Below are 25,710 nucleotides of genomic sequence, written 5' to 3'. Positions count from 1 at the left end.
TTACGACCCGTAGGTAGCTTATGGAATTTTTTGATCCGTAATGTAGACTGATATTCAGGGGGGTGAACGTCGGCTTCATGCCGTGTGTCCAGGTAGTGACCCTACTTAGACCTAGCCCCTCTTAGTTTCTCAAGCGTTAATGGATTGCGATCGCCATACCACTCCCCATAAGGTTTATTGCGTCTGTCATCTAGATCCATGATTAACCGATATTTTTTAGCAAGCGGTTGAAAAAAATGAGCGTCTTCTCGCTCATAGAGCCGCTGCACTGCCCATAGGTAATAGTCAATGACTTGCAATCCAGCAACTTGCGATGGATAGGCAGGTTCTATAATAATTGAACTGTTTGAGCTAATTTTCCATTGAGCCTCAAAATTTTGCTGAGCTTGATTAATTGCTTGCTCTAGCGCTTCTTCACGGGCTTCTTTTCCTCGTCTGGCGATCGCAATTTGGATCACATCTGCTTTGTGAAGCATTCCTTTAAACAAGCGTTTGATCAGATCGTCGTAAATTGCATTTTGCTGAAGCTTTCTACCCAGGCTCTTAAAATTTGCCTTTGCTGCTTCAGCAATTTCAGCCTTGCTACGAATTGCTACAAAAACTTTGATATCAAAAGATTGAATTAACTCAAAAACTTTTTCCCGAACCTCTGCGTAGTCATCTTTTGCATGGAAGGCAACGGCTGTCTTTTTGGCGTCTGGTTGCATTGAAGGAATGTTTTTATATCGTGGGTGAGTCATCAGACTAGAGCGAAGCGCCTCTAGCTCCCAAGCAACTTGTTGTGGATCAGCAATTTGAGCAACACCCATCATGAAGAATTTTGATACACCCGATTGTCCTACGATGATGCGACCCTTTTTATCAAAGAATGAGAGATCACCTGCTTCATCAACAAAGTAATGGCGAAACTGAATGTCTTCTGACATGCAAAGGGGAGCAGAATACGTTTGCACTATTTTACATCAGTCTGAAATCGTAGCCTCTAATTCTGCAATCGCTTTACCCTCAATAGCATTAGATTCTTCCCGAAGCTCACAATACCAATCAAAAATGAAGCTGCAACTTTTTAAGAAGGGGTGGGGAGTAAAACATCCAAGAAGAGGGCAACGCCCCCTTCACCCCCAACTCGTAATATCTGTACAAAAAGTGGATCGTTCGTGATTTTGGGTACAAACGATCCACCTTTTAGCCCTTTAAGGGTTTGTTTATTCGCTTAGTTCAGCTGGAATAATGGGTTCGGCTGGGATAATGGGTTCAGATGGACTGCCCAGATCTGTCTGAAGTGGCTCGCGTCCGCGTTTGCGAATTCCTTTGGCTTTAGCCTGTAAATCCTGGAAAAAGTCTGTCTCGACAATTTCTTTGACTTGCCGTTGCCGTTTGGTTTGGTCAATTTCAATCTTGAGTTCAGCAACCTGCTGCTTTAAGGTTTCTTCCCGTTTCCGGACTTTACCCACCATCATTTCAAAGACTTCAGCCAGGGTACTGATTTCATCGCGCAGTCGTCTGGTCTGAAAATAGCCCAGGTCTTGATCATAGTGACCTTCGCCAATTTGCTGTGCCGCTTTGGTCAACCCGACAATCGGTTTAGTTAAAATTCCAGAGGTAATGTAAACCAGGATAAACAACGACCCATAGGTGATGGCAAAGGCAATCACCATGCTGTCGCGAATCCCTTTTTGCACGTCATAGACGTAATCGGCTCGAAAATCGATGCCAAAGCCACCGACGACCCGCCCTTGAGAGTTGCGAATTGGACCATACGCCGATACCCAACGTCCCCAGTTGTCTGTGTAGGGGTTCATATTGACCGTCAAGCCGGTTAAACCATCGTATAACTTGGTCTCACTTGGGTCTGCAATATAAGATTCTCGAAATTTCGTTTGGCTTTGAGGGCGAATGATTCTAAAGATATCGCCAATCCACAAGATTTCGTAGGGCTCGTTTCCTTTGATGAAGGTGTAAGGAATGGAACGGGGTTCAATTTGATAGACGTGATTTAACCACTCTTGATGGTCCTGGTAAAGCGGATCGGTTGCAGGAACAGGTTGACCCGGCGGAACGGTTTCGGCTGCCAAACGACTAAAGTCGTCTCCATCGATTCCAGCGATCGCCCCTTTGAGGGTATCAATCAGGTCATCCTGAATGCGCTGCATGGCTTTGTTGGTGGCATAGCTATAGAACCAATAGTATGCTCCGGCAAAAACCAGACTGAAAATCATGGTGAAACCGAACAATAGCTTGACCCGCAGGCTAATCGATCGACCGTTGTGTCCCTCCGCCTTTTTTAAGATCATCTCAGGTTTACCACCTAGCCACTATATGTTGTGCTGCGACAGCATCGGTTTACTAAAACAATTGCGCCTGATCCCAGTCGATCAGATAGTCGGAAATGAATCCCCTATACTTTTTCTTCAAATCGTCGTGGAGTTCAGAGTAGTATCCTAGTTTACCTCTACAGTTTTTCATCCCACATTGGCAAATCAAATCAAATTCTAAAGCAGGGTTTTGTCGGGGTTGATGGATGAACTCAGTCATGGCGTAGTCGAAGGTGAGTTCCTCGTCGGGTTGGATATCCCGTAATGCGAAAAAGTCAGGCACTCCCTGGGTATTGGTTTTAACGCCTAAATTGGGGTCACAGGAATGGTTGACCAATCGCATCGGGGCATCGGGTTCAAAGTGTTTGTCCCAGCCAATTTGCAGTGAATGTTCTGTCTGATGTGCGATCGCCTTTCCGGTGGTTTTAAGAACTAGAGTGCCCTGAGTTATTGCGTTTCTAGCAAAAACGGCTCGCCCCCTTAATGTTTCTTTCACATAAACTGGCAGTACGGCTCCCAGCGATTGAGAAATAACGGGGCGACGGTAAGAATAAGGTGGGGTTTTTGAGATGCTATAAGACTCCAAAAAAGCAGCTTCATCTGTTACTACCAATAACAGATCAGTTGTCTCGACAAACTCTTTTCGCGTTGTCAAATTGAGAATTTCATCAAAGATGTAACTTGAGGGAATTTTAGATGAAAAAATCGGTGCCAGAGTCAGATGTTGGCTGGAAGATGTTGACTCAGGGATATCATTGGTGTCCAACCATTCTTCTAGATAAATTCGGTAACTCTGAGCGGCAGACCGATGAAGGTTGCTTTGATCTGGGTCGTTAGGATTGGGGATATCGTTTGATGCGATCGCCGCTTTGGAGACGAGTTCAAGACGAGGTATCGGATCTACCGCCCTGCCACCATTGCCACCCGTTTGACGTTTGCACCCCAGCAGATCTATCGCGATCGCTTCAGGATAGTGATCCCTGAGAGCTTGAACCCTATTTTGGCGAAGAGCGGCAGCAGAGGCGATCGCAGTAGGGAGAATGGATGGTTGGATCAGATCGCTATAGTCTTGAAAAGGAATATGTGAGAATACTCCCCAATGATGATTGTTGTAGAAATTAATAAAGCAATGGATCGCGGGAAATTGGGTCAATAAGAGTTTCAAGAAAAGATCGGTTTGATGGGGTTGATTCTTGGATTCTGTGGATAAATCAATGACCTCAAACTGTCCTCGAATATCATCTATTTCTCGCTTCAACTGGATCAATCGATCAACATCAGAACCGATCGCGATTACTTGTGCCCCTTCGAGGGCTAGATTCAAGCAAATTTGGGTTGAGAGTAAGTCATCAACACCCAATACAAGAATCGTTTGATTGTGTAATAACGGATCGGACATAGTACTCAGTTCAAACTTACCCTTGCTGGTTAAAAATTTCTAAAAATCGAGCTTATCTAACACACTTTTACCGCGTTGACGGCGCTTTAATCGCCAGTTAAATAGACTGGTTTCATAAACAGAACGCATTTTAAAAATAGACCCAATTGCAACCAGAGCAGCGATCGCCGCAACCGCTAAATAAATATAAAAATAAGCCTTCAATTGCAATAGATTACCGATTAAAACGATCGTCCCGGTAATCAGACAGCCCAGAATGGCACCTCCTGCATAGAGATAGTTTTCAATAAACATACTGACTCTACCCCTACGCTCCTCAGGAACCAGAGCTTGAAACGCTTTTCGGGCAGATTCATCGATACTGTATTGGGGAATTTTTTGTAATAATACGCCCCCTAAACTGCTCCCCACCCCCGGCATGGCTAGCATCCAGGTTACACCTGTTAACACACAAAACGGAAAGATTAAAAACGTATTTTTAAGACTAATTTTTTCAATGATTTTACTGGTTAAAAATGTTTGAACAGCGATCGATGTGAGGATACGAATTAGATAATAAATACTATAAAATCTTTGGTAGCTAGCTGGATCTTTAAAAACAGAATCGGATACAACTAAAAAGCGGAATTCAACAACAGTATCACATAAGATTAATGCAATAATGGCAAACATTAAATACCGAAATGAAGGAACGTCTCGAACAAAATCCCATCCTTCGGTTAATGTTTCTTTGAGTGGTTCTGGTTTGTAGGTCGTTTTGCGCAATCGAAATCGCTTAAATCCCCAGGTGGTTAATCCATAAAGAGAGGCATAGATCAACACATTGAGGGTTAATAACTCTTCAGGTTTCCAGCCAAAATAGCTGAGAATAGACGGGAATAGAGCGGCAACACCGATGCCAAATAGCTTGCCCCACAAGCCCCAACTGGCGATCATGGGAAATAACCGCTTGGTTTGAGCGATGTCGCAAATATCAGTGGCAAGAATCCAAAAAATTAACGGGAAGAGTAAAAGCTGTTGCCCCACTAATAAATAGAGCAACGAATAGTTTAGCCATGCCGGGGTTTGCACAATAAACATCAGGCGCAATGCCACAAATGCCATGGCAAAACAGAGTGTCATCCCCCGCATGAGTTTGACCCGATCAAATCGATCGATGATCAACGATTGCAACCCCGTCATGATGATGGCTAAGGTCGCGTCCATCATCCACACCAGCAAAATTTGGTTAACCCCACCTGTGCTCAAGAAGTTGCTGATGGCTGCAATCTCAGACATTTGCATTGCCAAAGAGTTACACAGCAATAGCACACCCAAAAGTATGACGATGTTGGCTTCTCCGGAGCGAAAACGAAATAATTGGGTCAGTAAGGATTGCATAAAGATGATTAAATCAGCACGCCAGATGGATGGGAATGGGGTGGCGATCGCCCGGTCACGGTGGCACACAGACGAGGGTTTTCAGGGCAAATGACCCACGTTGAAGATGTTGAGGTACTGATCCCCATTGATGCCCTGGCAATCGTCGAGATCGTTCTAAGAGGATGTTTGAAAAGTGGTCGATTGTGATTTTCGACACCGGCTGATCCCCCCTAGCCCCCCTTCAAAAGGGGGGAACTGGTTCTAAAGTCCCCCTTATGAAGGGGGATTTAGGGGGATCTGAAACAGGTTGCTACCAACAATAGGACTTTTAAAACACCCTCTAAGGTAATTTCTGAAAAAGAGGTTACCCCTGCGAGGGCGAAGCATTCGTTCGATCGTCTTTGGTCAATGGCGAACATCATGATTCGAATGCTTCGCCCCTACGATTTTCTGGTTCGCTTAAGCCCTGTGGTAGTGGCAAACCATTCTCGGATTAAAACGGTCGATCTGGATCTATCGAAAAGTGAAAAGCATCCAGGGGTAGCTTTTATTCCGGTTTATCGTCTTGCAGCGGATGCCAGATCTTTTCGGAAAGCTGACGGTTTTGTTTGGTTGTAAAACGTAATCTGAAACATTGTTGCCCCTGGATATCGATCGATTCAATAAAGCCCTGTTCTGTTAGGGTTCCCAAAATTGCAGAAACGTTGGTTTCTGGTTGCCCTACAGACCTGGCAATCTCTGGCAGGGATGCAGCTCCCTGGCGCATGACCCAGTTCACAATTTGACGATGGGAATCGGGTAGATTGAGGGCTTCAAACATCGTAAGTCCAACGTGAATGTTATTTGCTGTTTGTTGCAACACCTCACTGTTAAATAAACTGGGCACAGTATGGGGCATCGAAAAGTCTAGATGCATGAGACGGTAAGCGATCGCCTGCATTTCTAGACTGAGAGCGTGTTGAGGGTATTGCAACGAAAACACCCCTCGACCCGCTAATTGCAACATCTCTTCGCTAAAAGGCAGCACTCCGGCAACCGACTCTCCAAAGGTTTCCTCAAGTTGGTGTTGCACCTCGTCTGCATTAAACACGGAGGGGAGTTGATTAACCACCAAGAGGGTTTTGGGAACCCCCAATCGACGGGCAATATCGACGGTGACGGCAATACCCTGAAACGTCTGATCATCCAAACAGAGAACCAGCATCAACACATCGGCGATCGCCATGTAGAACAGGTTCTCTTCATTAATTTCAGGCCGCGAATCGATTAATAAATAGTCGAGCTTCAGCCGCTCCATGAGCGCAAAAAAATCTTGGCTCAGGGCTGTGATATCACAATCTTTTTGCAGATAGTTGCTCAAGTCACTGAGGTTGGCATTAATTGACGCTAAATGAACTTGTCCGCCAATTACAATAACCTGTCCGTTGCCAATTTTGTACGCCAGTTTGTCGGAGATGGGTAGAGAGTTTGGCGCGTCATCGTTTCGCAGGTAAGCATTTAGAGCAGAATCGGTTTGGTCATCATCTAAACCAAATATGGAATGAATACCAGGAGGTCTGACCCCCGTATCAATAATGCCGACCTGCCATCCTTCCTGAGCCAGGCTGACTGCCAGATTGGATACCAGATTCGATTTACCTGTACCGTGACGAAGCGATTGGACAGAAATGATTTGGGGCATGGTGAACTTCAGTGAAGCGAATCCCGAATCGGCAAGAATTCCGTTCGCAATTTCCAGAAAGATGTATTGATGATTCCCTGACGAACCACTAGACTGACTGACTTAGCCTCACGAGCCTAGCTTATTCAGACGACGCAAAGAAAGATGTCTTAATAGAAATTTCAAAGCAACAATCATTGTGTGCAATTTTAGGGTTGATATGCAAGATTTACGGCAATTGCTTCTACAAATCGATCAACGAAGCTACAAAGCCTATAAGCAAATTCAAGGAACGTATGATTTTTCAGGATTTCGCTTGATGATCGATTATGTGCAGGGTGATCCGTTTGCGGCTCCCAGTCAGGTACGCGTTCTGGTACCGCAACGGTCGGTGGCAGATCTGTCAGGTTCACAAGCGCTACAAACCCCTGGTGAACCAGAAGAACCGCAGGGGGCTGCTTTTCCGCAGGCGTTGTATGCATCTGCCAGTCGAGAAATTGCCCTGAGAGATTATCTCAATCGTCAATTTGCTAAGGTTGCAGCCACGATTAGAGGTCGTCGCGGCAGTGGCAAAAGTGGTTTAATTGCGATCGCCCATACGGGGCAACAAATTTTGGAACGCAGTGCCACTTTTATTACAGATGAAGCCGTTGAAGCCCGGTTTGCCGTAGGGTTACCTGCACGGGGACGGCAAATTTTGGCGCAGGAAGCGATCGCCCTGTTGTGTGAAGACATTCCTCAAATCGTCTATCGGGCATTACGCTATGCCAGCTTAGATGCCGTAGCGCTTCAGCATCATGTCGAAGTGGCAGAGGATACGGATTGGTTGCGGCAACAGTTGTCGCCGCGAGGGTTGATCAGCTTTATTCCAGATGGCGCTATTTTGCCGCGTCAGAGTGGTGTACTCGATCTGCCCCTGACGCAAGGAGTGTTGCCATTTCAGTCGCCTGATGCCTTGCGCGTTGAGTTTGACTGTCCCAATCGCGGCACGATCAGCGGCATGGGAATTCCAGCCGGAGTCTCGCTGATTGTCGGGGGTGGCTATCATGGCAAATCGACGGTGTTAAGGGCGATCGCCCTGGGTGTGTATAACCATATTCCGGGTGATGGACGGGAGTATGTGGTCACCGATCCCCAGGCGGTCAAAATTCGCGCAGAAGATGGACGCAGCATTGCCAGTGTCGATATTTCGCCGTTTATTAACCATCTGCCGCAAAATCGTTCGACTACCCACTTTTCCACCGCCAATGCCAGTGGTAGCACGTCTCAAGCTGCCAATATTATGGAAGCGCTGGAAGCCGGAGCTAAGGTGTTGTTGGTCGATGAAGATACATCGGCAACCAACTTTATGATTCGCGATCGCCGGATGCAGGCATTGATCGCCAAAGAGAAAGAACCCATCACTCCGTTTATCGATAAAATTCAGCAACTCTATCGCGATCGCGGCGTTTCAACCGTACTCGTCATGGGTGGCAGTGGCGACTATTTTGATGTGGCAGATACGGTGATTGCCATGACCGAGTTTCAACCGCAAGAGGTGACGGCTCAAGCTAAGGCGATCGCTCACCAATACGCTACACAGCGGATTACCGAAGGTGGATCTGAATTTGGATCGATCACGCCGCGCATTCCTCTGCGCAAACGGCTTGATGCTGGGGATGATCGACGCACTCCTAAGATCAAAGCGAGGGCAGTGGATGAATTAGTCTTTGGTGCAGAAGTGGTCGATCTATCTGGGGTCGAGCAACTGGTAGAAGCAGGTCAAGTGAAAGCGATCGGTGCGGCGATCGCCTATTTGCAAGATTATTATCTCGACGAACGCACGTGTTTACGAGATGGGATCGAGCAGGTCATGGCAGATATCCGCGCCGGTGGATGGGATGCGATCACTCCCTATCCTGAGTCAGATCTGGTTCTGTTTCGTCCCTTAGAGCTGGCAGCTGTCATAAATCGGTTGCGCTCATTGGCGATCGCCAATGATTGATCCATGCGGGAATCGACCTCTGAAACCCTCGGCGTCTGAAAAACTGCTGGGGTAGAATTGTGCATTTGTGTCTACACAGTAGCCCTTTTGCAGGGGGGCGAGGGGAGATCCTGTTAGAGGCGAGGGGGAGATCATTTGCTCTCACCTCAATACTATCCGTTGCCCAACATGCGATCGCGGGCTGTACTAAAATGAATCTTTGACCTTCACCCCTATACCTCACCGTGACCGTTACTCCCCAAAAACCAGACTGGCTCCGCGTCAAAGCGCCCCAATGGGAGCGTGTCGGCACGGTCAAAGAAATTTTGCGTGACCTGCAACTCAATACGGTTTGCGAAGAAGCCTCCTGCCCCAATATTGGCGAATGCTTCAATCAGGGTACTGCTACCTTTTTGATCATGGGCCCTGCCTGCACCCGTGCCTGCCCCTATTGCGATATCGACTTTGAGAAACAACCCAAAGCCCTCGACCCAACCGAACCGGAACGGTTAGCCGAAGCGGTGCGGCGGATGAACCTCAACCATGTGGTGATCACCTCCGTCAATCGCGATGATTTGCCTGATGGTGGTGCGGCTCAGTTTGTCTTGTGCATCCAGGCAATCCGACAACTTTCGCCCAAAACCACGATCGAAGTTCTCATCCCCGATCTCTGCGGCAACTGGGATGCCCTGGCAACGCTTCTTGATGCAAATCCAGATGTGCTCAACCACAATACCGAAACGGTACCCCGACTCTATCGCCGAGTTCGCCCTCAAGGGAGCTATGAGCGATCGCTAGAATTACTCAAACGCTCTCGCCAACTGGCACCCTGGGTTTATACCAAATCGGGCATTATGGTCGGTCTGGGTGAAACCGATGCCGAAGTGCAACAGGTGATGCACGACCTGCGCGCCGTCGATTGCGACATCCTCACCATTGGGCAATACCTCCAGCCCAGCCCCAAACACCTCGCCCTGCAAACCTTCGTCACCCCAGAGCAATTTGATCAATGGCGATCGCACGGAGAGGCGATCGGGTTTCTCCAGGTCGTCTCTTCACCCCTGACCCGCAGTTCTTACCATGCCGAAGAAGTCAGACGCCTGATGCAGCAATATCCCCGTAGTAAACAGTAGATAGCAGGTTATTTCAGAGCTAATTTATCAAGTAAATCTTAAGCATTGAGATGAATACTATAGCTTGATCCCCCCTTACCCCCCTTAAAAAGGGGGGAATTTGCTCACATATTCAAGTCCCCCTTTTTAAGGGGGATTTAGGGGGATCGAAATTCTCGTTTGCAAATCAATTCTCAACCGTTCTCTAAGAATTGCTGAATTAGCCAATAGCTAAAAACCACCAAACGCCTTAAAATATATCGGTTGTATTCTGCGACACGAACCTTGATTGAACGCTACACTCTGCCCGAAATGGGGGATCTCTGGACAGAGACCTACAAACTACAGACCTGGCTTCAGGTCGAGATTGCGGTCTGCGAAGCCCAAGCTGAATTAGGCTATATTCCAGCTGAAGCCGTTGAAGAAATTAAAGCAAAAGCCAATTTTGATCCCCAGCGGGTTCTGGAGATTGAGGCAGAAGTGCGGCATGACGTGATCGCGTTTCTTACCAACGTCAATGAATATGTGGGTGATGCAGGGCGTTATATCCATCTGGGATTGACCAGCTCTGATGTTTTAGACACCGCTCTGGCGTTGCAATTGGTTGCCAGCGTCAATGTGATTTTGTCGCAACTCGAAGCCCTGATCCAGGCGATTCGCTATCAGGCGCAACAACACCGCATGACGGTGATGGTCGGGCGATCGCATGGTATTCACGCCGAACCGATTACCTTTGGCTTTAAATTGGCAGGCTGGTTAGCCGAAGTATTGCGCCATCGCGATCGCCTTTGTCAGCTGCAAACCCAAATTGCAGTCGGCAAAATTTCTGGTGCGGTCGGCACCTATGCCAACATCGACCCCCAGGTAGAAGCGATCGCCTGTCAAAAACTTGGCTTAGAACCTGATACGGCTTCCACCCAGGTGATTTCTCGCGATCGCCATGCCGAATTTATCCAGGTGCTGGCACTCCTGACAGCGTCGATCGAACGGTTTGCCGTCGAAATTCGCAACCTGCAACGCACCGACGTGTTAGAAGTTGAAGAGTTTTTTGCCAAGGGACAAAAAGGCTCCTCTGCCATGCCCCACAAACGCAACCCGATTCGGTCTGAACGCCTGACCGGGATGGCACGCATTGTCCGAGGTCATGCCGTTGCTGCCTTAGAAAATGTTGCCCTGTGGCACGAACGCGACATCTCTCATAGCTCTGTTGAGCGGGTGATGTTTCCCGATGCCTGCATCCTCACCCACTTCATGTTGGTCGAAACCACCGACCTGATCAAGCATCTGCTGGTCTATCCCGAAAACATGAAGCGCAATATGAACTGCTACGGCGGTGTGATTTTCAGCCAGCGAGTGTTACTCACCCTGGTTGCCAAAGGCATGAGTCGAGAAGATGCCTATCGTGTGGTGCAATCGTGCGCCCATACTGCCTGGAATAACCCCGATGGCAACTTCCGCACCCTGATCGAACACGATGCTCAGGTGACTCAACACCTCTCGTCAGAAGACATTGCAGATTGCTTCGACCCACAAACGCACCTGAAGAATCTCGATGTCATTTACCAACGGTTGAATATTTAAGATCACGGTTTTGAGAGAGCGACGGCAAAGCCGTTGCTCTCTCAAAAAGCATGAGGTTCATTCGTCTCAGGAACTCAGAATCTTTTCAATCCGGCGATCGGGAATCAACCACATTACGGCAACTAATACATATAACAAAAACGCAAGCCACGAATTTGCAAAGGCAAGCATAATGGCGATCGCATAGATAACGACCGAGAGCTTGCCCTTCCAGTCTCGCCCGATCGCCAGGGCTAACGTAGACTCTTGACCATGATGAGAAATTAACACCCGACTGAGAATGAAGTAGGCAATCCCAGAAAGCAACAGCACGATGCCATACACCGCCACAGGCAACGCTGCAAAGTGATTTTCACCCGTCCATCCCGTGACAAACGGAATCAAAGATAGCCAAAACAGCAGATGCAAATTTGCCCACAACACCTTACCATTAACCTGTTGTGCGGCTTGAAATAAGTGATGGTGGTTATTCCAGTAAATTCCTAAATAAATAAAACTCAGAACATAACTCAGGAATACTGGAAATAGCAGACGCAACGCCGCTAAATCAGCTTCATGGGGCACCTTCAATTCCAATACCATAATGGTGATGATAATCGCCATCACACCATCACTAAACGCTTCTAACCTCCCTTTGCCCATGTCGATCAATGCTCCTTTTCGGCTTACACCAGAGTTAGCTTTAGGATTGGGGATGTAATAAACTCTAATTGTTTTTGAGAGAGTGACGGCTCCGCCGTCACTCTCTCAAAAACAATACATTCGCTATGTTGTACTTTACCGCGTTGGCAACGTGAATCTATTCGGGGTGTAATTCCGCAATCTAGTAGCCATGGGTGAACGCTTCACCGTATACTAGGCTAGTTTTTTACCAGTGACTCAATCTTGGGTGTAGAGCTTCGTAGCTACGTTTATCTAGATCGATTGCAATCCCAGCATGCCGCTTATCTGGGAACTGTAGCACTGGGCTTTTTGCCCTTGCCCGGAGATGCATCGTTGTGGATTGAAATCTCACCGGGGATTGAAATTAACCGGATTACGGATGTTGCCCTAAAAGCCGCCGTTGTCCGTCCGGGAGTGCTTGTTGTGGAACGATTATATGGCTTGCTAGAAGTTCATTCCAGCAAACAAGGAGAGACAAAAGCCGCCGGTCGCGCCATCTTAGATGCCTTGGGTGTCGATCAACGAGACTGTCTCAAACCTCGAATTTTATCCAGCCAGATTATCCGTAATATCGATGCCCACCATGCCCAGATGATCAATCGCAATCGTCGGGGTCAGATGATCTTGGCAGGGCAAACCCTGTACGTGTTTGAAGTAGAACCGGCTGCCTATGCTGCCCTAGCTGCCAATGAGGCAGAAAAAGCGGCACTGATTAATATTCTGCAAGTGTCAGCGGTGGGTAGCTTTGGGCGACTTTACCTGGGTGGCGAAGAACGAGATATCTTAGCTGCCGAAGGAGCTGTTTTGGCAGCGATGGACAGTGTTGTGGGTCGCAACCCCAATGACATCCGCAAGGAGTGAGGAATAGTTAAGATGGCAAACTTAGAGCATCTTGCACTGCTTCAGCAGGGTGCGAAGCGGTGGCAAGTCTGGCGTAGCAACAATCCCGACATCACTCCAGATTTAAGTGCTGCCCAGCTATCAGGGTGGGATTTGACGGAAATCAACCTCTCTGGAGCAAACTTGCGGGGTGCTGACCTGAGTCAAGCTCAGTTAACCGCTGCCAATCTTGAGAACGCTATCTTAAGCAAGGCGAATCTGGGACAGGCGAATTTGGTTCGGGCAAATTTGCGCCACGTAGAAGGTGTGATCGCCAATCTCGCTGAAGCAAACGGTACCCAGGCTGATATGAGCGGGGCAAACCTGATTGGAGCCAATCTGCAACAGATTAACTTGACTCAGGCAGATCTGAGTGAGGCAAACCTGATTGGCACAGATTTAAGTGGGGCGTGTTTGCGACAGGCTTTGTTGATTCGGGCGCAACTCCACCGCACCAGTCTCAATCTGGCAAATTTGCATAGCGCGCTTTTGAATGAGGCTGACTTAAGTAATGCCAACTTATATGGCGCAGATCTGGTCGGTGCGGTGTTATGCAAGGCAAATTTATCGGGTAGTAATTTAAGTCAGGCGTATTTGGCTCATGTGCTGGCGATCGAAGCCAACTTTAGCCATGCGAATCTGCTAGGTACAGATCTGAGGTGGGCACATCTGAGTAAAGCAGTGCTGTTGGGAGTCGATCTGACCCATACCTTACTCATGGGAGCCAATCTGACGAAAACTGAGTGTGTTGCTACAGATCCATCGCTATAAATCAAAACCCACAACTTTTTTGGGAGAGTGCGGCTCCGCCGCACTCTCCCAAAAAATTATTCAAGTTATTTTGATGAGGAGCTTTAGAATTGGCGATGGAGCTGGCGATATTTCCAGATGCCTGCGCCGATCAGGCTGCCGGAGAGCGCACCGATCGCCAGTCCCATAGGTGCCAGAGCTATAAAACTCAGATCTGCCTGACTGCCTTGAGGATAGCCACCCCAGATGACAATACTCTTAAAGCCAACACTTGCACCTACAATCGAACCGATCAGCATCCAGGGCATAACGGCGTGCGATCTAACCCAGGTCGAGGTCAAAATTGCCGCTGCGCCAATGACAATTCCGGCTAAGATTCCGGCGATCGCCCCATAAATCACAACCTGTATAACCCAGGTATAACTGAGGATCACGGCACTGAAGCCGCCAATGATTGCCCCAAAGCCCAACCAGAGAAAGAGACCCAGAAGAAAAAAGAAAAGTTTGCTGCGCATCTGTAATAAGAGTTGAGAGTATAGCGCTTTGGAATTGGAATTAAATAACGCCGATGATGTGTTGTACGGGCGAACGGCTGTTTGCCCCTCCGAACGATTCAATCGTTGATCTTATTTAATCCACGATCCTTTGCACCCGAATAGATGACGGAGTTTGAGAGAGTGCCGCGCGGCACTCTCGACCCTTGCATTTGATTAAACTCAAAAATCGGGTAGAACTCGGGAACAAAGGTATATAGCAATTGAGTAGATGGTTAGGCTTGTGGGGGTGGGGGGGCTGCGCCCCCAGCAGGGGTGGAACCCCTGCACCCCATTCAACCAGCCTCTCGGCTGCTATACCAGTTTCAAACAATAGCTCTCCAGATGACCGTCTGTAGGGGCGTACTGCCGTACGCCCCTACGAGGATGTGTAAATGAATTCAGAGAATTGGTATTAGGTCAAAGAGTCTTCTGAAATCATCGGTAAGGCTTCATAAGCAGGGCAATAGCCTTCCGGCGTGACCCTAAATCCATACAATGGCGACGCTTGATTCCAACACCGTTGCCCCCGGTAATGGATACAGCTTTCACAACATTCGATTGTGCTGGGAGTGCCCGTGCTGGTTGCCTGATTCAGCAATTCTCGTTGCGTGCGCCCGCGCAATACCAATTCATCACCCTGCCAACGCGCTTCAACTAACCCCGTATCGGCAAAGTTTTGCCAGCGGCGATCGGCAGTGACAGCATTAGAAAGGCTAATAATAATATTCGACTCCAGTTCTGTGACTTCGCCGTTGTAGTTACTGTCTGGGGCAGCGGGTTGCAAAAATGTTTCACCAAGGGGCAATTCTACCAGCGTTCCCATGTTTGGAGAATGGAGCTGATAGCGGTTTTGCAATTCTTCCAGGCTGGTTAGATCTGCCAGATAGTCAGGCGATCCATGGATAAACACAACGTGCTGGGGACGTAGATTGTGGATCAGTTGGGTGGTGCCGGGCCCGTCGCAGTGATCACCAAGTAAATAAGTATCAATGGTCAAACGCCCAGATTGCAGCTGTTTTTGTAAAGCGGTAGAGGTTTCTAATTGCTGGTAGATGGCAGCTTCGATCGCCCCAGGATGTCCGGGTTGCTGCGGTAACAGAAGCAACCAGGGGTCGATGCCGGGTTGCAAATATTGGTTCAGGTCGGTGCCGTGGTCGGTGAGGATGACACACGTCCCCTGAGCCGATAACACCTGAGCACGTTGTTCGGCATCAGTGGGCAACCGTCTGACTTTAGGGCGAATGCGATCGTCCCAAAATAGGGGTTGATGGCGGGCAAAATTTTGTACGGTACTGGGGAAGTGGGGCAGCAGTTCTAAATAGACATCGCAGCCTTCGGCAACCGCGCCATCTACCCAGATATCAATATTGCGCCCGGTGAAGTGATGGTGGCTACGCAGTAGCATCAACAATTCTTGCCCTAACCCCAGCGTTGGTGTGGTGAGCAAAATCGATTGCTGCTCTGCGATCGCCTGATTGATCCGATCTGCCAGTCGGTTTTCTTGTTGCCGTCGATGGGGATAGCGTGCCGTGCCATAACTGCCTTCTGCAATCAAGACATCTGGTTTTAAGCCACGCAATTCTTCCAGCGGCAAGCCTTCGACCAACCGAGAGCTAGATAAGAGAAAATCGCCGGTATAAAAGACGGTATAAGTTCGCTGAGGAGTCGTGTAGGTGAGCAAAAAGCAAGCGGCACCGGGTAGATGTCCGGCAGGAAACAACTCGGCACTTAGACCATCGCCAAATTCAACAGGCGATCGCCAGGGTAACGCCTGACAAAAGAAGGGCACTTTTTGCAAATGCCAGTTCAACGGCAACAACTGGGTTGTTACCTCACTCGCATAGATCGGTAGTTTGGGATATGCCTGATGTAAGGCAAGCAAACCTTTCGCATGGTCGGGGTGAGCATGCGAACACAGCACTAAGTCTGCCGGAGGAGGCTGATCTGACTCGGCAACCAGGCTTGATATGTCATCCAAGCCACAATCTAAAAGAACCTTATAAGGTCCCATTCGTAATAAGAGACAGACACCCTCATCCGCATGACCCACACCATAGGGTAAACATTGCAGTTCAGTCACAGCTGCGATTTCTCTGCATGTATTTCGGTCAATTATGTAGGGACAAAGTATTGCTGATTGTTGGGATAGGGTTGAAGGTTAAACCGTTGGTTTAACGTTTGCCCCTGTCTTGTGATTCAGCAATCTTAGGGACAATGCTAAGAAGCATAAATTCAATAATCCCCGGAAGATTATTTGGCAGTGCGGCGTCGCCGCGCTGCCAAATAATCTTCAGTTTTATTAAATCTACGATGCTAAGGGGCGGATCTAGTGGGCAGAGCCGTTGCCGTGGTAGTTATCAGAATCGTAGTATCCGTTACGAGTTCCAAAAAATAAGCATGCCAGGATAAATACAGGAGTCAACGCGGCTATAACGAGCTTTACATCCATGCTTTTACACTCTCTTTAATCCGTATAAGATGCTGTAAATCTATTTTTTACAGATTCTATCAGATGAATTGTTGGGTGAGTGGCGATCGCACACTCCCTCCGCATAATCCCATCTGTTGAGGAACAACAACCGCTGCTACTCCTGTAAAAAATCTAAAACTTTCGTATTTTTGAAACTTTCCTCAATCTAGGTGTATTTGGCAACCCAGACATCATAGTTCCCCAGATTGGTGCCATCTAAGTTGCCTACAGTTTGCCCGACCAAATACACAGCCGAATCGTCTGTTGCAATGCCATAGGCTTCGTCATCTGTTGCCGTGCCAATCAATGTACTGCGCAACACTACACCTGTGGCAGGATTAAACTCAGCCAACCAGGCATCGGAGCCACCCAGGGCAGTCTTGCCAAATAAGCCTCCGTTGGTTTCACCCGTGGCAAAGACCTGCCCGGAGCTGTTGACCGTAATTCCCTGACCTGCATCTAGCGCAGCCGTGCCCAACTGGTTGACCCAAATCAGCGTGCCATCTGCGTCGTACTTGGCGACAAATCCATCCGTTCCCCCGCCAGCGGTTTCACCCGAAAGTGTGCCATCGGTTTGCCCGGTGATGTATACATTGCCATTGCCATCTACTGCAATACTGCGGGCATAGTCCTGGACATCCCCTGCTTCAGTTGCCCCTAAGGTCTTTGACCAGACCTGGGCACCACTGCTGGAGTTGAATTGGGCGACAAACGCATCGCCACCCGTAAACGGATTATTAATGTCTAGTGCTGGATTAATCGTTGCATTTGTAATTCCAGCAACGTAGAGATTGTCCGATCCATCGATCGCCATACTGGTTACGGAATCAGATGCAGTACTACCAAATTCACTCACACCACCTACACCAAAATTGGTATCGAGTTGCCCCGTTGCATCAAATTTGGCAATAAAGGCTTGACTATTCTGTGTAGGAGCAACTCGTCGAAATCCAGCGATATAAATATTGCCAGCACTATCCAACACCACACTGGAAGCAGCATCTCCCAAAGCTACACCGAAGAAAGAAGTTCCAAGTGAATCATCAAGAAATTGTTGGTTGCCACTATCGGTTGCATACTTACCGATAAAGGGATCATTCCCTGTAGCCCCAACCGTAGATGTAATTTGATCTACACCTGCAATGTAATAGTTGCCACTACCATCTACAGCGATATCAAAGGCAATGTCTGAGCCAGTTATGGTGGGGTTTCTATACCAATTTTGGGTGCCGTCACTCTTGGCGTAGTTGGCAGCAAAGCTGGTGTAAGAGTCATCAAGAGTCGATTTCGTGGTTCCCGACAGATAGACGTTGGTATCATCCACGCTAATGCCATAGCCATAATCATTTTCTGAGGTGCCAAACTGAGTCAGCCACCCTTGCGTAAAGTTGGTTGGCGGCGAGATGGGTGGTGGGGTTGGATCGGGATTGGGATCGGGATTGGGATCGGGTTTAGGCCCTGGAACCGGACTGGGACTGGGCACAGCACTCGCCGTCAGGTTCAGACGATAGCGAGATTCGCCTTTGCGCCAGTAAACCCGCAGGAAATATTCGCCAGACCCTAAGGTGAGATTAAACTTTTCGGTGCGGTTACCCGATAGGGCAGACCGTTTGACTAGTTTGAGGTTGCGGTTAATTTGCGATCGCGTCAGGTCATTAAAATCTTTTCCGCCAATTCGCTTTAAAACAGCGGCTTTAGCTCCTTTAAGGCTATAAAGAACCACATCAATATTGGCACCTTTGACAATGCGAGAAAGCCGCAGTGTGAGGTTGCTACTGCTAGAAAATTTCAGGCGATAAATATCGTTTTTATCGGTGGGGCTGATGCCGTCGCTAAACGTGTACTTGCCGGATGTAAAGCGGGAAAACCGTGCGCCTTTGAGAGTGTTTTTGACGCGATCGCTAACCATACAGTTTCCTATTAATACGGAATTGAGCCGGAGCGTGGTCGTTGCTGAGGACTATTTGCAAGGAGTTAGACGTACAAGTATTACTCTATTGAGAAATTTTATAGAAATCAGCCTTGCTCTAGGGTGATCTACGGAGGAAAGCGATCGCAAGCGTATCACACAGCTTTTATGTAAATTTTATACAACTACCTACTCAGGTAAATTTGTTAGCCACGCAATATCCCTCAGTTAAGCACTATCAGCTTTTGCCAATTATTCTCGTAAAGATAAGGTAAATCGCGTCTTGACACTGAGGGAAAGCGTGTCTGAGACTCATGGATTGGTCATAAGGCGATCGCCTATACCGTTTTATATAAGGCTGCGCCTGATTTACCCCCGGCTGTCGCCGTCCCCCTCGGCAAGGAGAACTACAGGGAGTCATCGGTTTGGCGCGTCTTCATAAAAAATTGGTATTAATAGTTCAACAATCAAAGAACGCGCCCATCGGTTGGATGGGCGCGTTCTCTAAGGATTGAGGCTCTTGATTTATAGCGCTTTGCACCTGGATCAATGACGGTTGTCGAGAGAGCCTCGCTCCGCGAGGCTCTCTCTCAACAACGGGTACGTTACGCGATTGAGAATGCTGGATAAACGGATTAACTGGCGGTCATGCGGTTGGTTCGGAAGGTGACATTGACGCCCTCCGTAGTTTGTTCTAACACCAATAATGGCGTTGGTTTTGCTTTCTGATCCCAGTGCATATAAGCAATCCGCCCTTGAATCGTGGGTTGCCAATGCTCGTCTTCCGACACCTGACTCATAAATTTCTGCATACACTCAATAATTTGAGTGATGGTGACGGAGGTCGGCTGGGTGGGTAGCTTGGCTAATTTAATCTGAACACGGAATAAGACTCGTTTTGCTTTTTGTTCGCCAGACAGGTCGTATTCCACATCAAAAATTTCGTCAATCTGCCGTGCCGAACTGGCAATGCCCAATAACCCTTGCTCGGCTTGTCCGGGGCGGAGGGCAACGGTAATTTTTTCTTTGACTTTAATTTTGATCTGGTTGACGATCGCAAAATGAAACTGCGCTTCTTCCATTCGCATTCGCAAATAGTCGAGGTTGAACTCCCGCGAGTGGATCAGATCGGGGTTCTTTTCCATTTTGCTAATCGTTGCCAGGGCTAGCTTGAGTTTGCTTTGCAACTCACGATTTTTATATTCTTCGAAGCGTTTTTGCTTCTGCAATTTGTCGGTGGCAAACTTGGTATAGGCTCCCGCCGCAATCAGCGCCAGCAAAAGGATACCCGTCGTGATCATCCAAACTTGGCTAGGACGAGCCTGCTCAGCCGATGCGGGAGGATTGGTCTGAGCCAAACTAGGCTCAACTAGGATGATGTTGGCTGACATGGTAGATGAAATCTAAATAAAGAACTTAGTTTCTAACTTAAAGGATGCCCCCCAGAGGAAAAATTTCATCATCTATTTAGAGATGTTTCGTGCTCTTAGAAAATGATACAGAAGTTAGTATTGCAAACATTGAATGTTGCAACCAGGGGTGTGGAGCTGTGCCCCCACGCAGGGGTTCCACCCCTGCACCCCTGGTATAAAAACGTTTAATTGGGTCTACTCATTCATCTTTACGGGTTTTAAGATGACAACTCCGGTAAAAATTCCATATTTTCTGTAATTTTAAGTGTGCGATCGCTCACGTTAGAGGCACAAAAACAAAAGATACACAAACCATGATTCAGCTCATTACCCGGTTAATGCGTCCAACGGGCGCGATAACTCCGGGCATCAATATGGCTCAGCGTTGGATATTTGGTATATCGTCCCAAACCACCTGTCCACCACGGATCGAGCGCATGATAGATCTGGTCGCCGGTTAACCCGTCGCAGTAAAAATCGATCGCATCTCCCACAATATGGCGACTGTTAGAAGCACCCCCCACTCTGGCGTTAACCTCAGGTGGACGATACCAACTGGTGATCCGAAATGGACGACCAATGCGATCGCGAGCTTGTTGCGCCAGTTTAGCAATGCGAATAATGGCATCGACAGTTGCCTGATTGGGCGGCATCCGAGAGCCTCCCTGGGTGGCTTCTGCCCAGGTAAAGTTGCCGTTGGCAATGATGGCAGCATGAAGCTGAATGTTGTCGGGTGTCCAACTGCTAGGACGAGGCGGTAAGGGTTGCGGTTCGGGTTTGGGCGGTGCATCAACCGAATCTCGGCGGGCACGCTCCATCCGTTGCAAATCTTCGAGTAAAGACTGCACCGTTTTATCGCGCATCTCAAACCCGCGCCAGAGTTGCACCAGACGAATCAGGGCTTCCCGTTGTTCATCCGTTTCGCTGTAGTAGGCTGGAATCCGACGAATAAAGGTCAGCAGTTGTCGGTCAAGCTGGCTGGCTGCATCAACCAGAGCGGTTTGATCTAAGCTTTTTGAGGTCAGCACTTTGGCATCGACCCCCAATTCTTTAATGGCAGTTGCCCGTGAGTCTAGCCCGCGCCACAGCCGAAATGCCTCGGTTAACGCATTACGCTGTTCGCCTTTGCCCTGGTAGTACTGGGGCACCCGCTGAACAAAGGCAACCAGTGCCGGGTCGATGATTTGGATATTGGTATTGGCGTTGGTGCCATCTTCCAAAGAGGCGATCGCTTCTTCGCGGGAGTCCAGTTGTCGCCAGAGTTGCACCAATCGCAACAGGGCTTCACGCTGATGAGGATAGCCCGAATAATAGGGCGAAATATTTTGAACAAATCGCAGTAAAGCTTGATTTAACTCCGCTTCGTCCAACTCCGTATCCGTCGATGCTGCCGGGGAATTAGTAGGAGTAGCGGGATTTGCAGGATTCGTCGGACTGGGGGTGTTGGGTGCAGCCGTAGAACTTGCCGTATTTAGAGACTCAATGGCTCGTTGCCGAGTATCAAGCTTGCGCCAAATCCGCAACGATTCTATCAACGCATCATGCTGATGAGCAAGCCCGACATAATAGTGGGGCACACGTTCGACAAAATCTAGCAAAGCCCGATCTAAAAACGCCAGACTTTGGGGCAACCCTTCTGCCTTATAGTCAAACGTCAGATCTGCCTGATATGCCTTGACCAATTGATCGCCATCCACGGGTTCCAATCGTGCCGCAGCGGCATCGTTGGATGGAGGAGAATAGCCTTCTGCGATCGCTTTAACAAACTGGTTGGTATAGCGTCCCTGATCGGGATCCCACAGGTCACTGCCTTTCCAACCCTGAGCCGTCAGGCGATCGGTAATACTGCGCACCGTATTTGCCGCAAACTGTACCTGTTCTGGAAACGAATTGACCTGTGTCAGGGAAATGCGATTAGCCGGAGCAATACCCAACCCAACTTCCTGATCAACCAGGCTGGGGTTTTGATGAACCTGATAGAGGGCAGCCAAAATTGGCTTATGGATTCCGGTGCGTTCTGCTTCGAGCAGATAGTAATAGTTACGCTGGTCTGCGGTTAAGTTTCCCATAGCCAACCCTATGATTTGATCATCCTCAGTGATTTTCCGATGCTACACAATGCCAGATGATAGCAGCATTACTAAGGATCACAAATTAATTAAAACCTGGACGTTTATTTTTGGAAGCGCGGCTCCGCCGCGCTTCCAAAAATAAATCTTCGGTTTTATTAAATCCACGATCCTAAGTCGGTAGCTTTAATTAATCGTAAGCAGGGGGTTTGGAAGCTACGCCCTCAGGCAGGGGGTTTCACCCCCTCCATCCCCAAAATCATCTTCAGTTTAATTACGCCCATCCACTTATATAGCGAGAAAATGTAAAAGCACATTCCTTAAACACCAAGTTTATGTCTTTTGAGCCACTCTCTCAGGGTTTTTGCTCAAATTCCTTCAAAGATGTCCAGTTAATTGCCACCGATATGGATGGAACGCTGACCCGATCAGGGCAATTTTCTGCCCCGCTGCTACAAGCCTTGACCGATTTGGAATCTGCGGGGATACAGGTGGTGATAGTTACGGGTCGATCGGCAGGCTGGGTGAGTGGATTGGTTCACTATCTGCCCGTAGCAGGGGCGATCGCCGAAAATGGAGGGATTTTCTTTCCCGGTGCCGATAGTGAACCAGAACGATTAGTTGCGATCGCCGATAGTTCCCAGCATCGGCAGCAGTTAGCCGAGATGTTTGCTCAACTCCAGACCGAGTTTCCCCAGATCCGAGAATCCACGGATAACCGCTTTCGCCTGACCGATTGGACGTTTGATGTCCACGGGCTGAGTCTAGACGATTTGACCACAATGGGCGACCGCTGTCTGCAACAGGGGTGGGGATTTACCTATAGCACGGTGCAATGTCATATTTCTGCGTTAGCACAGGACAAAGCCAATGGTCTGAAATCGGTTTTGCACGCTCATTTTCCCCACTACACTCCCGCTCAGATCGTCACAGTTGGCGATAGCCCTAACGACGAAAGCTTATTTAATCCAACCCAGTTTCCCCGATCCGTTGGTGTTGCCAATGTGCGGCACTATGCCGACCAACTTACCCATCAACCTGTTTACATTACGCAAGCGGCTGAGGTCGAAGGGTTTTGTGAACTGGTGCGATCGCTCTTAGGGCTTGTCAAGAAATAATTCCATGGTTTTGGCTGGCTGTTAGCTATTAGCTATTAGCCAACAGCCCAGCTCATGTTATTTCTTCACAGATCCTTAGCCTAGTTCGTTCATCTTCATCCCTGCTCATCCATCACCCGTGCCACAATAAACCCATAGCATTGCACTGGCTCAACGACTCTGGGAGCAACGGTTATGACGATCACCCACTATCACTGGACGTGCGATCGCTACCATCGGGCGATTGATGCGGGGCTATTTGATGATCAAGCGGTGGAACTGCTACAGGGAGAGATTATCGTCATGACACCGGAGCGAGAACCCCATGCCTGCTATAGCAGTGAAGGAGCTGAGTATCTGCGGCAGCTTTTAGGCGATCGCGCAGCAGTGCGTGAAACCAAACCTGTGACGTTGCCAGGAGATTCTGAACCTGTGCCCGATCTGGCAATTGTGCGATCGCCGTTGCGCCGCTATTTGGATCATCATCCCTATCCCACTGATATTTTTTGGCTCGTCGAATATTCTAATACCACTCTGGCAAAGGATTTGGGTGAAAAGAAACAGATATATGCGATCGCCGGAATTGTAGAGTATTGGGTTTCAGATTTGAAACATGATCGATTGGTAGTGTTTCGAGATTTGGTTCACGGGAGTTATCAAACAGAATTAACGCTGACCGCAGGAACCATTACACCTCTAATATTTCCAGAGGTTGTTGTAGAGGTAAGGCGGTTATTTAGTTAGCGTTGGAGCAATGTGAGCATGATTAAACACTTGAGCGATCGCCCACTGACATGAGAGAGTGAAGCCTGAATGTTGTGGAGCGGTGTGCATGGTGACCTGGCAGAAATATCCCTGGCTGCGCTTGGTGGTTGGCTTAGCCCTGCTGTTTTGGGTGATCTGCAATATCCTGGTGCTGCATCGCTATTACAGTTTTTACTCTTCCTATGCCAACTACAACCAGGGTATTTTTGACCAGTTGTATTGGAATAGTTGGCATGGCAATTTTTTTGAAAGTTCGCTATCGTCGGCATTGTCCAGTGCGGTCGTGCATGACAAACAATTGCCGGAGGTGACGTATCAACGGTTGGGGCAACACTTTACCCCGTCGTTGTTGCTGTGGCTGCCTTTTTATTGGTTGTATCCTTCGCCTGCCGGATTGTCGGTATTGCAAACCACCTTGATGGCAGCGGCAGGATTGGTGTTGTATGCACTGGCACGACAGTACCATCCACCCCATATGTCGGCGTTGATTGCGGCGAGTTTTTATGCGGCGAGTGCGGTGGTCAGTCCAACCCTGGCAGATTTTCGCGATTTTAGTCAGCTTCCCTTGTTTATATTTGGCTTGTTGCTGGCATTTGAAAAACGTCAGTGGTGGCTGATGTGGCTGTTGGCAGGGTTGACGTTAGCCATTCGAGAAGATGTCGGCATCATCTTATTTGGCATCGGGTTTTATTGGATTGCCAGCCGTCGCCATATTGGGATTGGCGCAGGCTTGTGTGGGCTGAGTCTGGGCTATGTGTTGTTGGTGACCAATGTGGTGATGCCACTGTTTTCCGATGACATCTCCAAACGGTTCATGATTGAGCAGTTTGGGCAGTTTGTTGAAGATGACAATGCCTCAACTCTGGAGGTAATTTGGGGAATTGTGCGCAATCCCTGGCGGTTGGCGGTAGAGATCGTCACGCCTATTGATCGAACGGTAGGTTATTTGCTGGCGCAGTGGTTGCCGTTAGCCTTTGTTCCGGCGATCGCCCCCAGTGCATGGCTGTTGGCAGGGATTCCGACCCTACAAGTCCTGATTCGCAAAGCACCCGATGCGTTGTCGATCAGCTTGCGCTATGCGCTGACGCTGGTGCCCGGTTTATTTTATGGTGCGATCCTCTGGTGGGCACAGCACCGCGATCGCTTTCAACCGCGAATTCAGAAATTTTGGCTAGTGTGCATTGGTTTATCATTGACAACTGCTCTACTGGCGAACCCCAACCGGGCATTGTCGTTTGTCATCCCCGACTCGTTTCAACCCTGGGTCTACGTGGCTCCGGCACGGCAGTGGCAGCACGCGACAGCCATTCGGTCATTTTTAAACCAAATTCCAGCCGATGCCAGTGTGTCTGCGACCGTTCATATTGCCGGACATGTATCAAACCGCCGCGAATTGTTGATTTTTCCCCTGTTAAAACTGCGCGATGATGCGGGGGCAGAAGTCTGGATGGATTATGCCGTGGTGGATCTGTGGGGATTTGAGCAATACCAGGCGGCATTCGATGACGATCGCGCCAAGCTACAACAATCGATTCGCACCCTGAAGCGACTGCTACAACGGCAAACGTATGGATTGATTGGGTTTGCAGATGGTATTGCATTTTTGCAGCATGGACAGGAGTCAAATCCAGCAGCGATCGCTGCCTGGCAAACCTATGCCAATCAAATTTCGCTAGAGCCATAAACACCAGGAATGGGATGAAACGCGGCGCAGAGCGCCGCGTTTCATCCCATTACCCCAGTTTCAAAAATAGCACTACAGATGACC

General features: G+C 48.6%; 19 protein-coding genes. 8 read left to right on the top strand and 11 right to left on the bottom strand.

Annotated elements, in window-relative coordinates:
• Positions 1-101 precede the first annotated feature (101 nt).
• The 5 genes from ACR6Z4_RS10060 to ACR6Z4_RS10040 all read right to left on the bottom strand — a co-directional run bounded on the left by ACR6Z4_RS10060 (position 102) and on the right by ACR6Z4_RS10040 (position 6,757).
• The gene (locus ACR6Z4_RS10060) at positions 102-926 is read right to left on the bottom strand and encodes a DUF3800 domain-containing protein (RefSeq protein ID WP_479717126.1); all 825 of its coding nucleotides are present in this window, start codon (positions 924-926) and stop codon (positions 102-104) included.
• A gap of 279 nt (positions 927-1,205) precedes the next feature.
• Entirely contained in the window at positions 1,206-2,294 is a 1,089-nt protein-coding gene (locus ACR6Z4_RS10055; RefSeq protein WP_479717125.1) for a HAMP domain-containing protein, read from the bottom strand.
• Between the two features lie 52 nt (positions 2,295-2,346).
• Positions 2,347-3,714 (bottom strand): SET domain-containing protein-lysine N-methyltransferase, encoded by a 1,368-nt coding sequence (locus tag ACR6Z4_RS10050; protein ID WP_479717124.1) that lies wholly within the window; start codon positions 3,712-3,714, stop codon positions 2,347-2,349.
• A gap of 39 nt (positions 3,715-3,753) precedes the next feature.
• Positions 3,754-5,163, bottom strand: coding sequence for a hypothetical protein (locus tag ACR6Z4_RS10045; RefSeq protein ID WP_479717123.1), 1,410 nt, complete (start codon positions 5,161-5,163; stop codon positions 3,754-3,756).
• Between the two features lie 460 nt (positions 5,164-5,623).
• Positions 5,624-6,757 (bottom strand): P-loop NTPase, encoded by a 1,134-nt coding sequence (locus ACR6Z4_RS10040; protein WP_479717122.1) that lies wholly within the window; start codon positions 6,755-6,757, stop codon positions 5,624-5,626.
• 199 nt (positions 6,758-6,956) lie between these two features.
• Between ACR6Z4_RS10040 and ACR6Z4_RS10035 the strand changes: the two genes are divergently transcribed.
• The 3 genes from ACR6Z4_RS10035 to purB all read left to right on the top strand — a co-directional run bounded on the left by ACR6Z4_RS10035 (position 6,957) and on the right by purB (position 11,392).
• Positions 6,957-8,720, top strand: a complete 1,764-nt coding sequence (locus ACR6Z4_RS10035; protein ID WP_479717121.1) for an ABC-ATPase domain-containing protein — start codon at positions 6,957-6,959, stop codon at positions 8,718-8,720.
• A gap of 224 nt (positions 8,721-8,944) precedes the next feature.
• Positions 8,945-9,832, top strand: a complete 888-nt coding sequence (gene lipA, locus ACR6Z4_RS10030; RefSeq protein WP_479717120.1) for a lipoyl synthase — start codon at positions 8,945-8,947, stop codon at positions 9,830-9,832.
• A 264-nt stretch (positions 9,833-10,096) separates the two neighbouring features.
• Entirely contained in the window at positions 10,097-11,392 is a 1,296-nt protein-coding gene (gene purB / locus ACR6Z4_RS10025) for an adenylosuccinate lyase (RefSeq protein WP_479717119.1), read from the top strand.
• 66 nt (positions 11,393-11,458) lie between these two features.
• Here the strand turns inward: purB and ACR6Z4_RS10020 are convergent, their stop codons facing one another.
• Positions 11,459-12,034: a TMEM175 family protein gene (locus ACR6Z4_RS10020; protein WP_479717118.1), complete on the bottom strand. Its 576-nt coding sequence runs from the start codon at positions 12,032-12,034 to the stop codon at positions 11,459-11,461.
• A gap of 243 nt (positions 12,035-12,277) precedes the next feature.
• Here ACR6Z4_RS10020 and ACR6Z4_RS10015 point away from each other — a divergent pair, with 243 nt between their 5' ends.
• Both ACR6Z4_RS10015 and ACR6Z4_RS10010 read left to right on the top strand, forming a co-directional pair.
• Positions 12,278-12,916 (top strand): hypothetical protein, encoded by a 639-nt coding sequence (locus ACR6Z4_RS10015; protein ID WP_479717117.1) that lies wholly within the window; start codon positions 12,278-12,280, stop codon positions 12,914-12,916.
• Between the two features lie 12 nt (positions 12,917-12,928).
• Positions 12,929-13,705: a pentapeptide repeat-containing protein gene (locus tag ACR6Z4_RS10010; protein ID WP_479717116.1), complete on the top strand. Its 777-nt coding sequence runs from the start codon at positions 12,929-12,931 to the stop codon at positions 13,703-13,705.
• An 83-nt stretch (positions 13,706-13,788) separates the two neighbouring features.
• On the opposite strand, the gene ACR6Z4_RS10005 is transcribed toward ACR6Z4_RS10010, so the two are convergent.
• The 5 genes from ACR6Z4_RS10005 to ACR6Z4_RS09985 all read right to left on the bottom strand — a co-directional run bounded on the left by ACR6Z4_RS10005 (position 13,789) and on the right by ACR6Z4_RS09985 (position 22,080).
• Positions 13,789-14,199 carry a hypothetical protein gene (locus tag ACR6Z4_RS10005; RefSeq protein WP_479717115.1) on the bottom strand — a complete coding sequence of 137 codons (411 nt, stop codon included), beginning with the start codon at positions 14,197-14,199 and terminating at the stop codon, positions 13,789-13,791.
• Positions 14,200-14,632: 433 nt separating this feature from the next.
• The gene (locus ACR6Z4_RS10000; protein ID WP_479717114.1) at positions 14,633-16,300 is read right to left on the bottom strand and encodes an MBL fold metallo-hydrolase; all 1,668 of its coding nucleotides are present in this window, start codon (positions 16,298-16,300) and stop codon (positions 14,633-14,635) included.
• A 556-nt stretch (positions 16,301-16,856) separates the two neighbouring features.
• Positions 16,857-18,599: an SBBP repeat-containing protein gene (locus tag ACR6Z4_RS09995; RefSeq protein ID WP_479717113.1), complete on the bottom strand. Its 1,743-nt coding sequence runs from the start codon at positions 18,597-18,599 to the stop codon at positions 16,857-16,859.
• A gap of 635 nt (positions 18,600-19,234) precedes the next feature.
• Positions 19,235-19,990 (bottom strand): hypothetical protein, encoded by a 756-nt coding sequence (locus ACR6Z4_RS09990; protein ID WP_479717112.1) that lies wholly within the window; start codon positions 19,988-19,990, stop codon positions 19,235-19,237.
• Between the two features lie 356 nt (positions 19,991-20,346).
• Positions 20,347-22,080: a D-Ala-D-Ala carboxypeptidase family metallohydrolase gene (locus ACR6Z4_RS09985; protein ID WP_479717111.1), complete on the bottom strand. Its 1,734-nt coding sequence runs from the start codon at positions 22,078-22,080 to the stop codon at positions 20,347-20,349.
• Between the two features lie 335 nt (positions 22,081-22,415).
• Here ACR6Z4_RS09985 and ACR6Z4_RS09980 point away from each other — a divergent pair, with 335 nt between their 5' ends.
• The 3 genes from ACR6Z4_RS09980 (at position 22,416) to ACR6Z4_RS09970 (ending at position 25,626) form a co-directional block, all read left to right on the top strand.
• The gene (locus ACR6Z4_RS09980) at positions 22,416-23,198 is read left to right on the top strand and encodes an HAD family hydrolase (RefSeq protein WP_479717110.1); all 783 of its coding nucleotides are present in this window, start codon (positions 22,416-22,418) and stop codon (positions 23,196-23,198) included.
• A 174-nt stretch (positions 23,199-23,372) separates the two neighbouring features.
• Positions 23,373-23,921 (top strand): Uma2 family endonuclease, encoded by a 549-nt coding sequence (locus ACR6Z4_RS09975; protein WP_479717109.1) that lies wholly within the window; start codon positions 23,373-23,375, stop codon positions 23,919-23,921.
• A gap of 88 nt (positions 23,922-24,009) precedes the next feature.
• A complete protein-coding gene (locus ACR6Z4_RS09970; RefSeq protein ID WP_479717108.1) occupies positions 24,010-25,626 on the top strand; it encodes a DUF2079 domain-containing protein in 1,617 nt (538 codons plus the stop codon).
• Positions 25,627-25,710 lie beyond the last annotated feature (84 nt).

The organism is Calyptranema fuscum S582, assembly GCF_055793305.1.
Note: the sequence above shows the minus strand (reverse complement) of the source record. Positions and strands in the feature narration are given on the sequence as shown.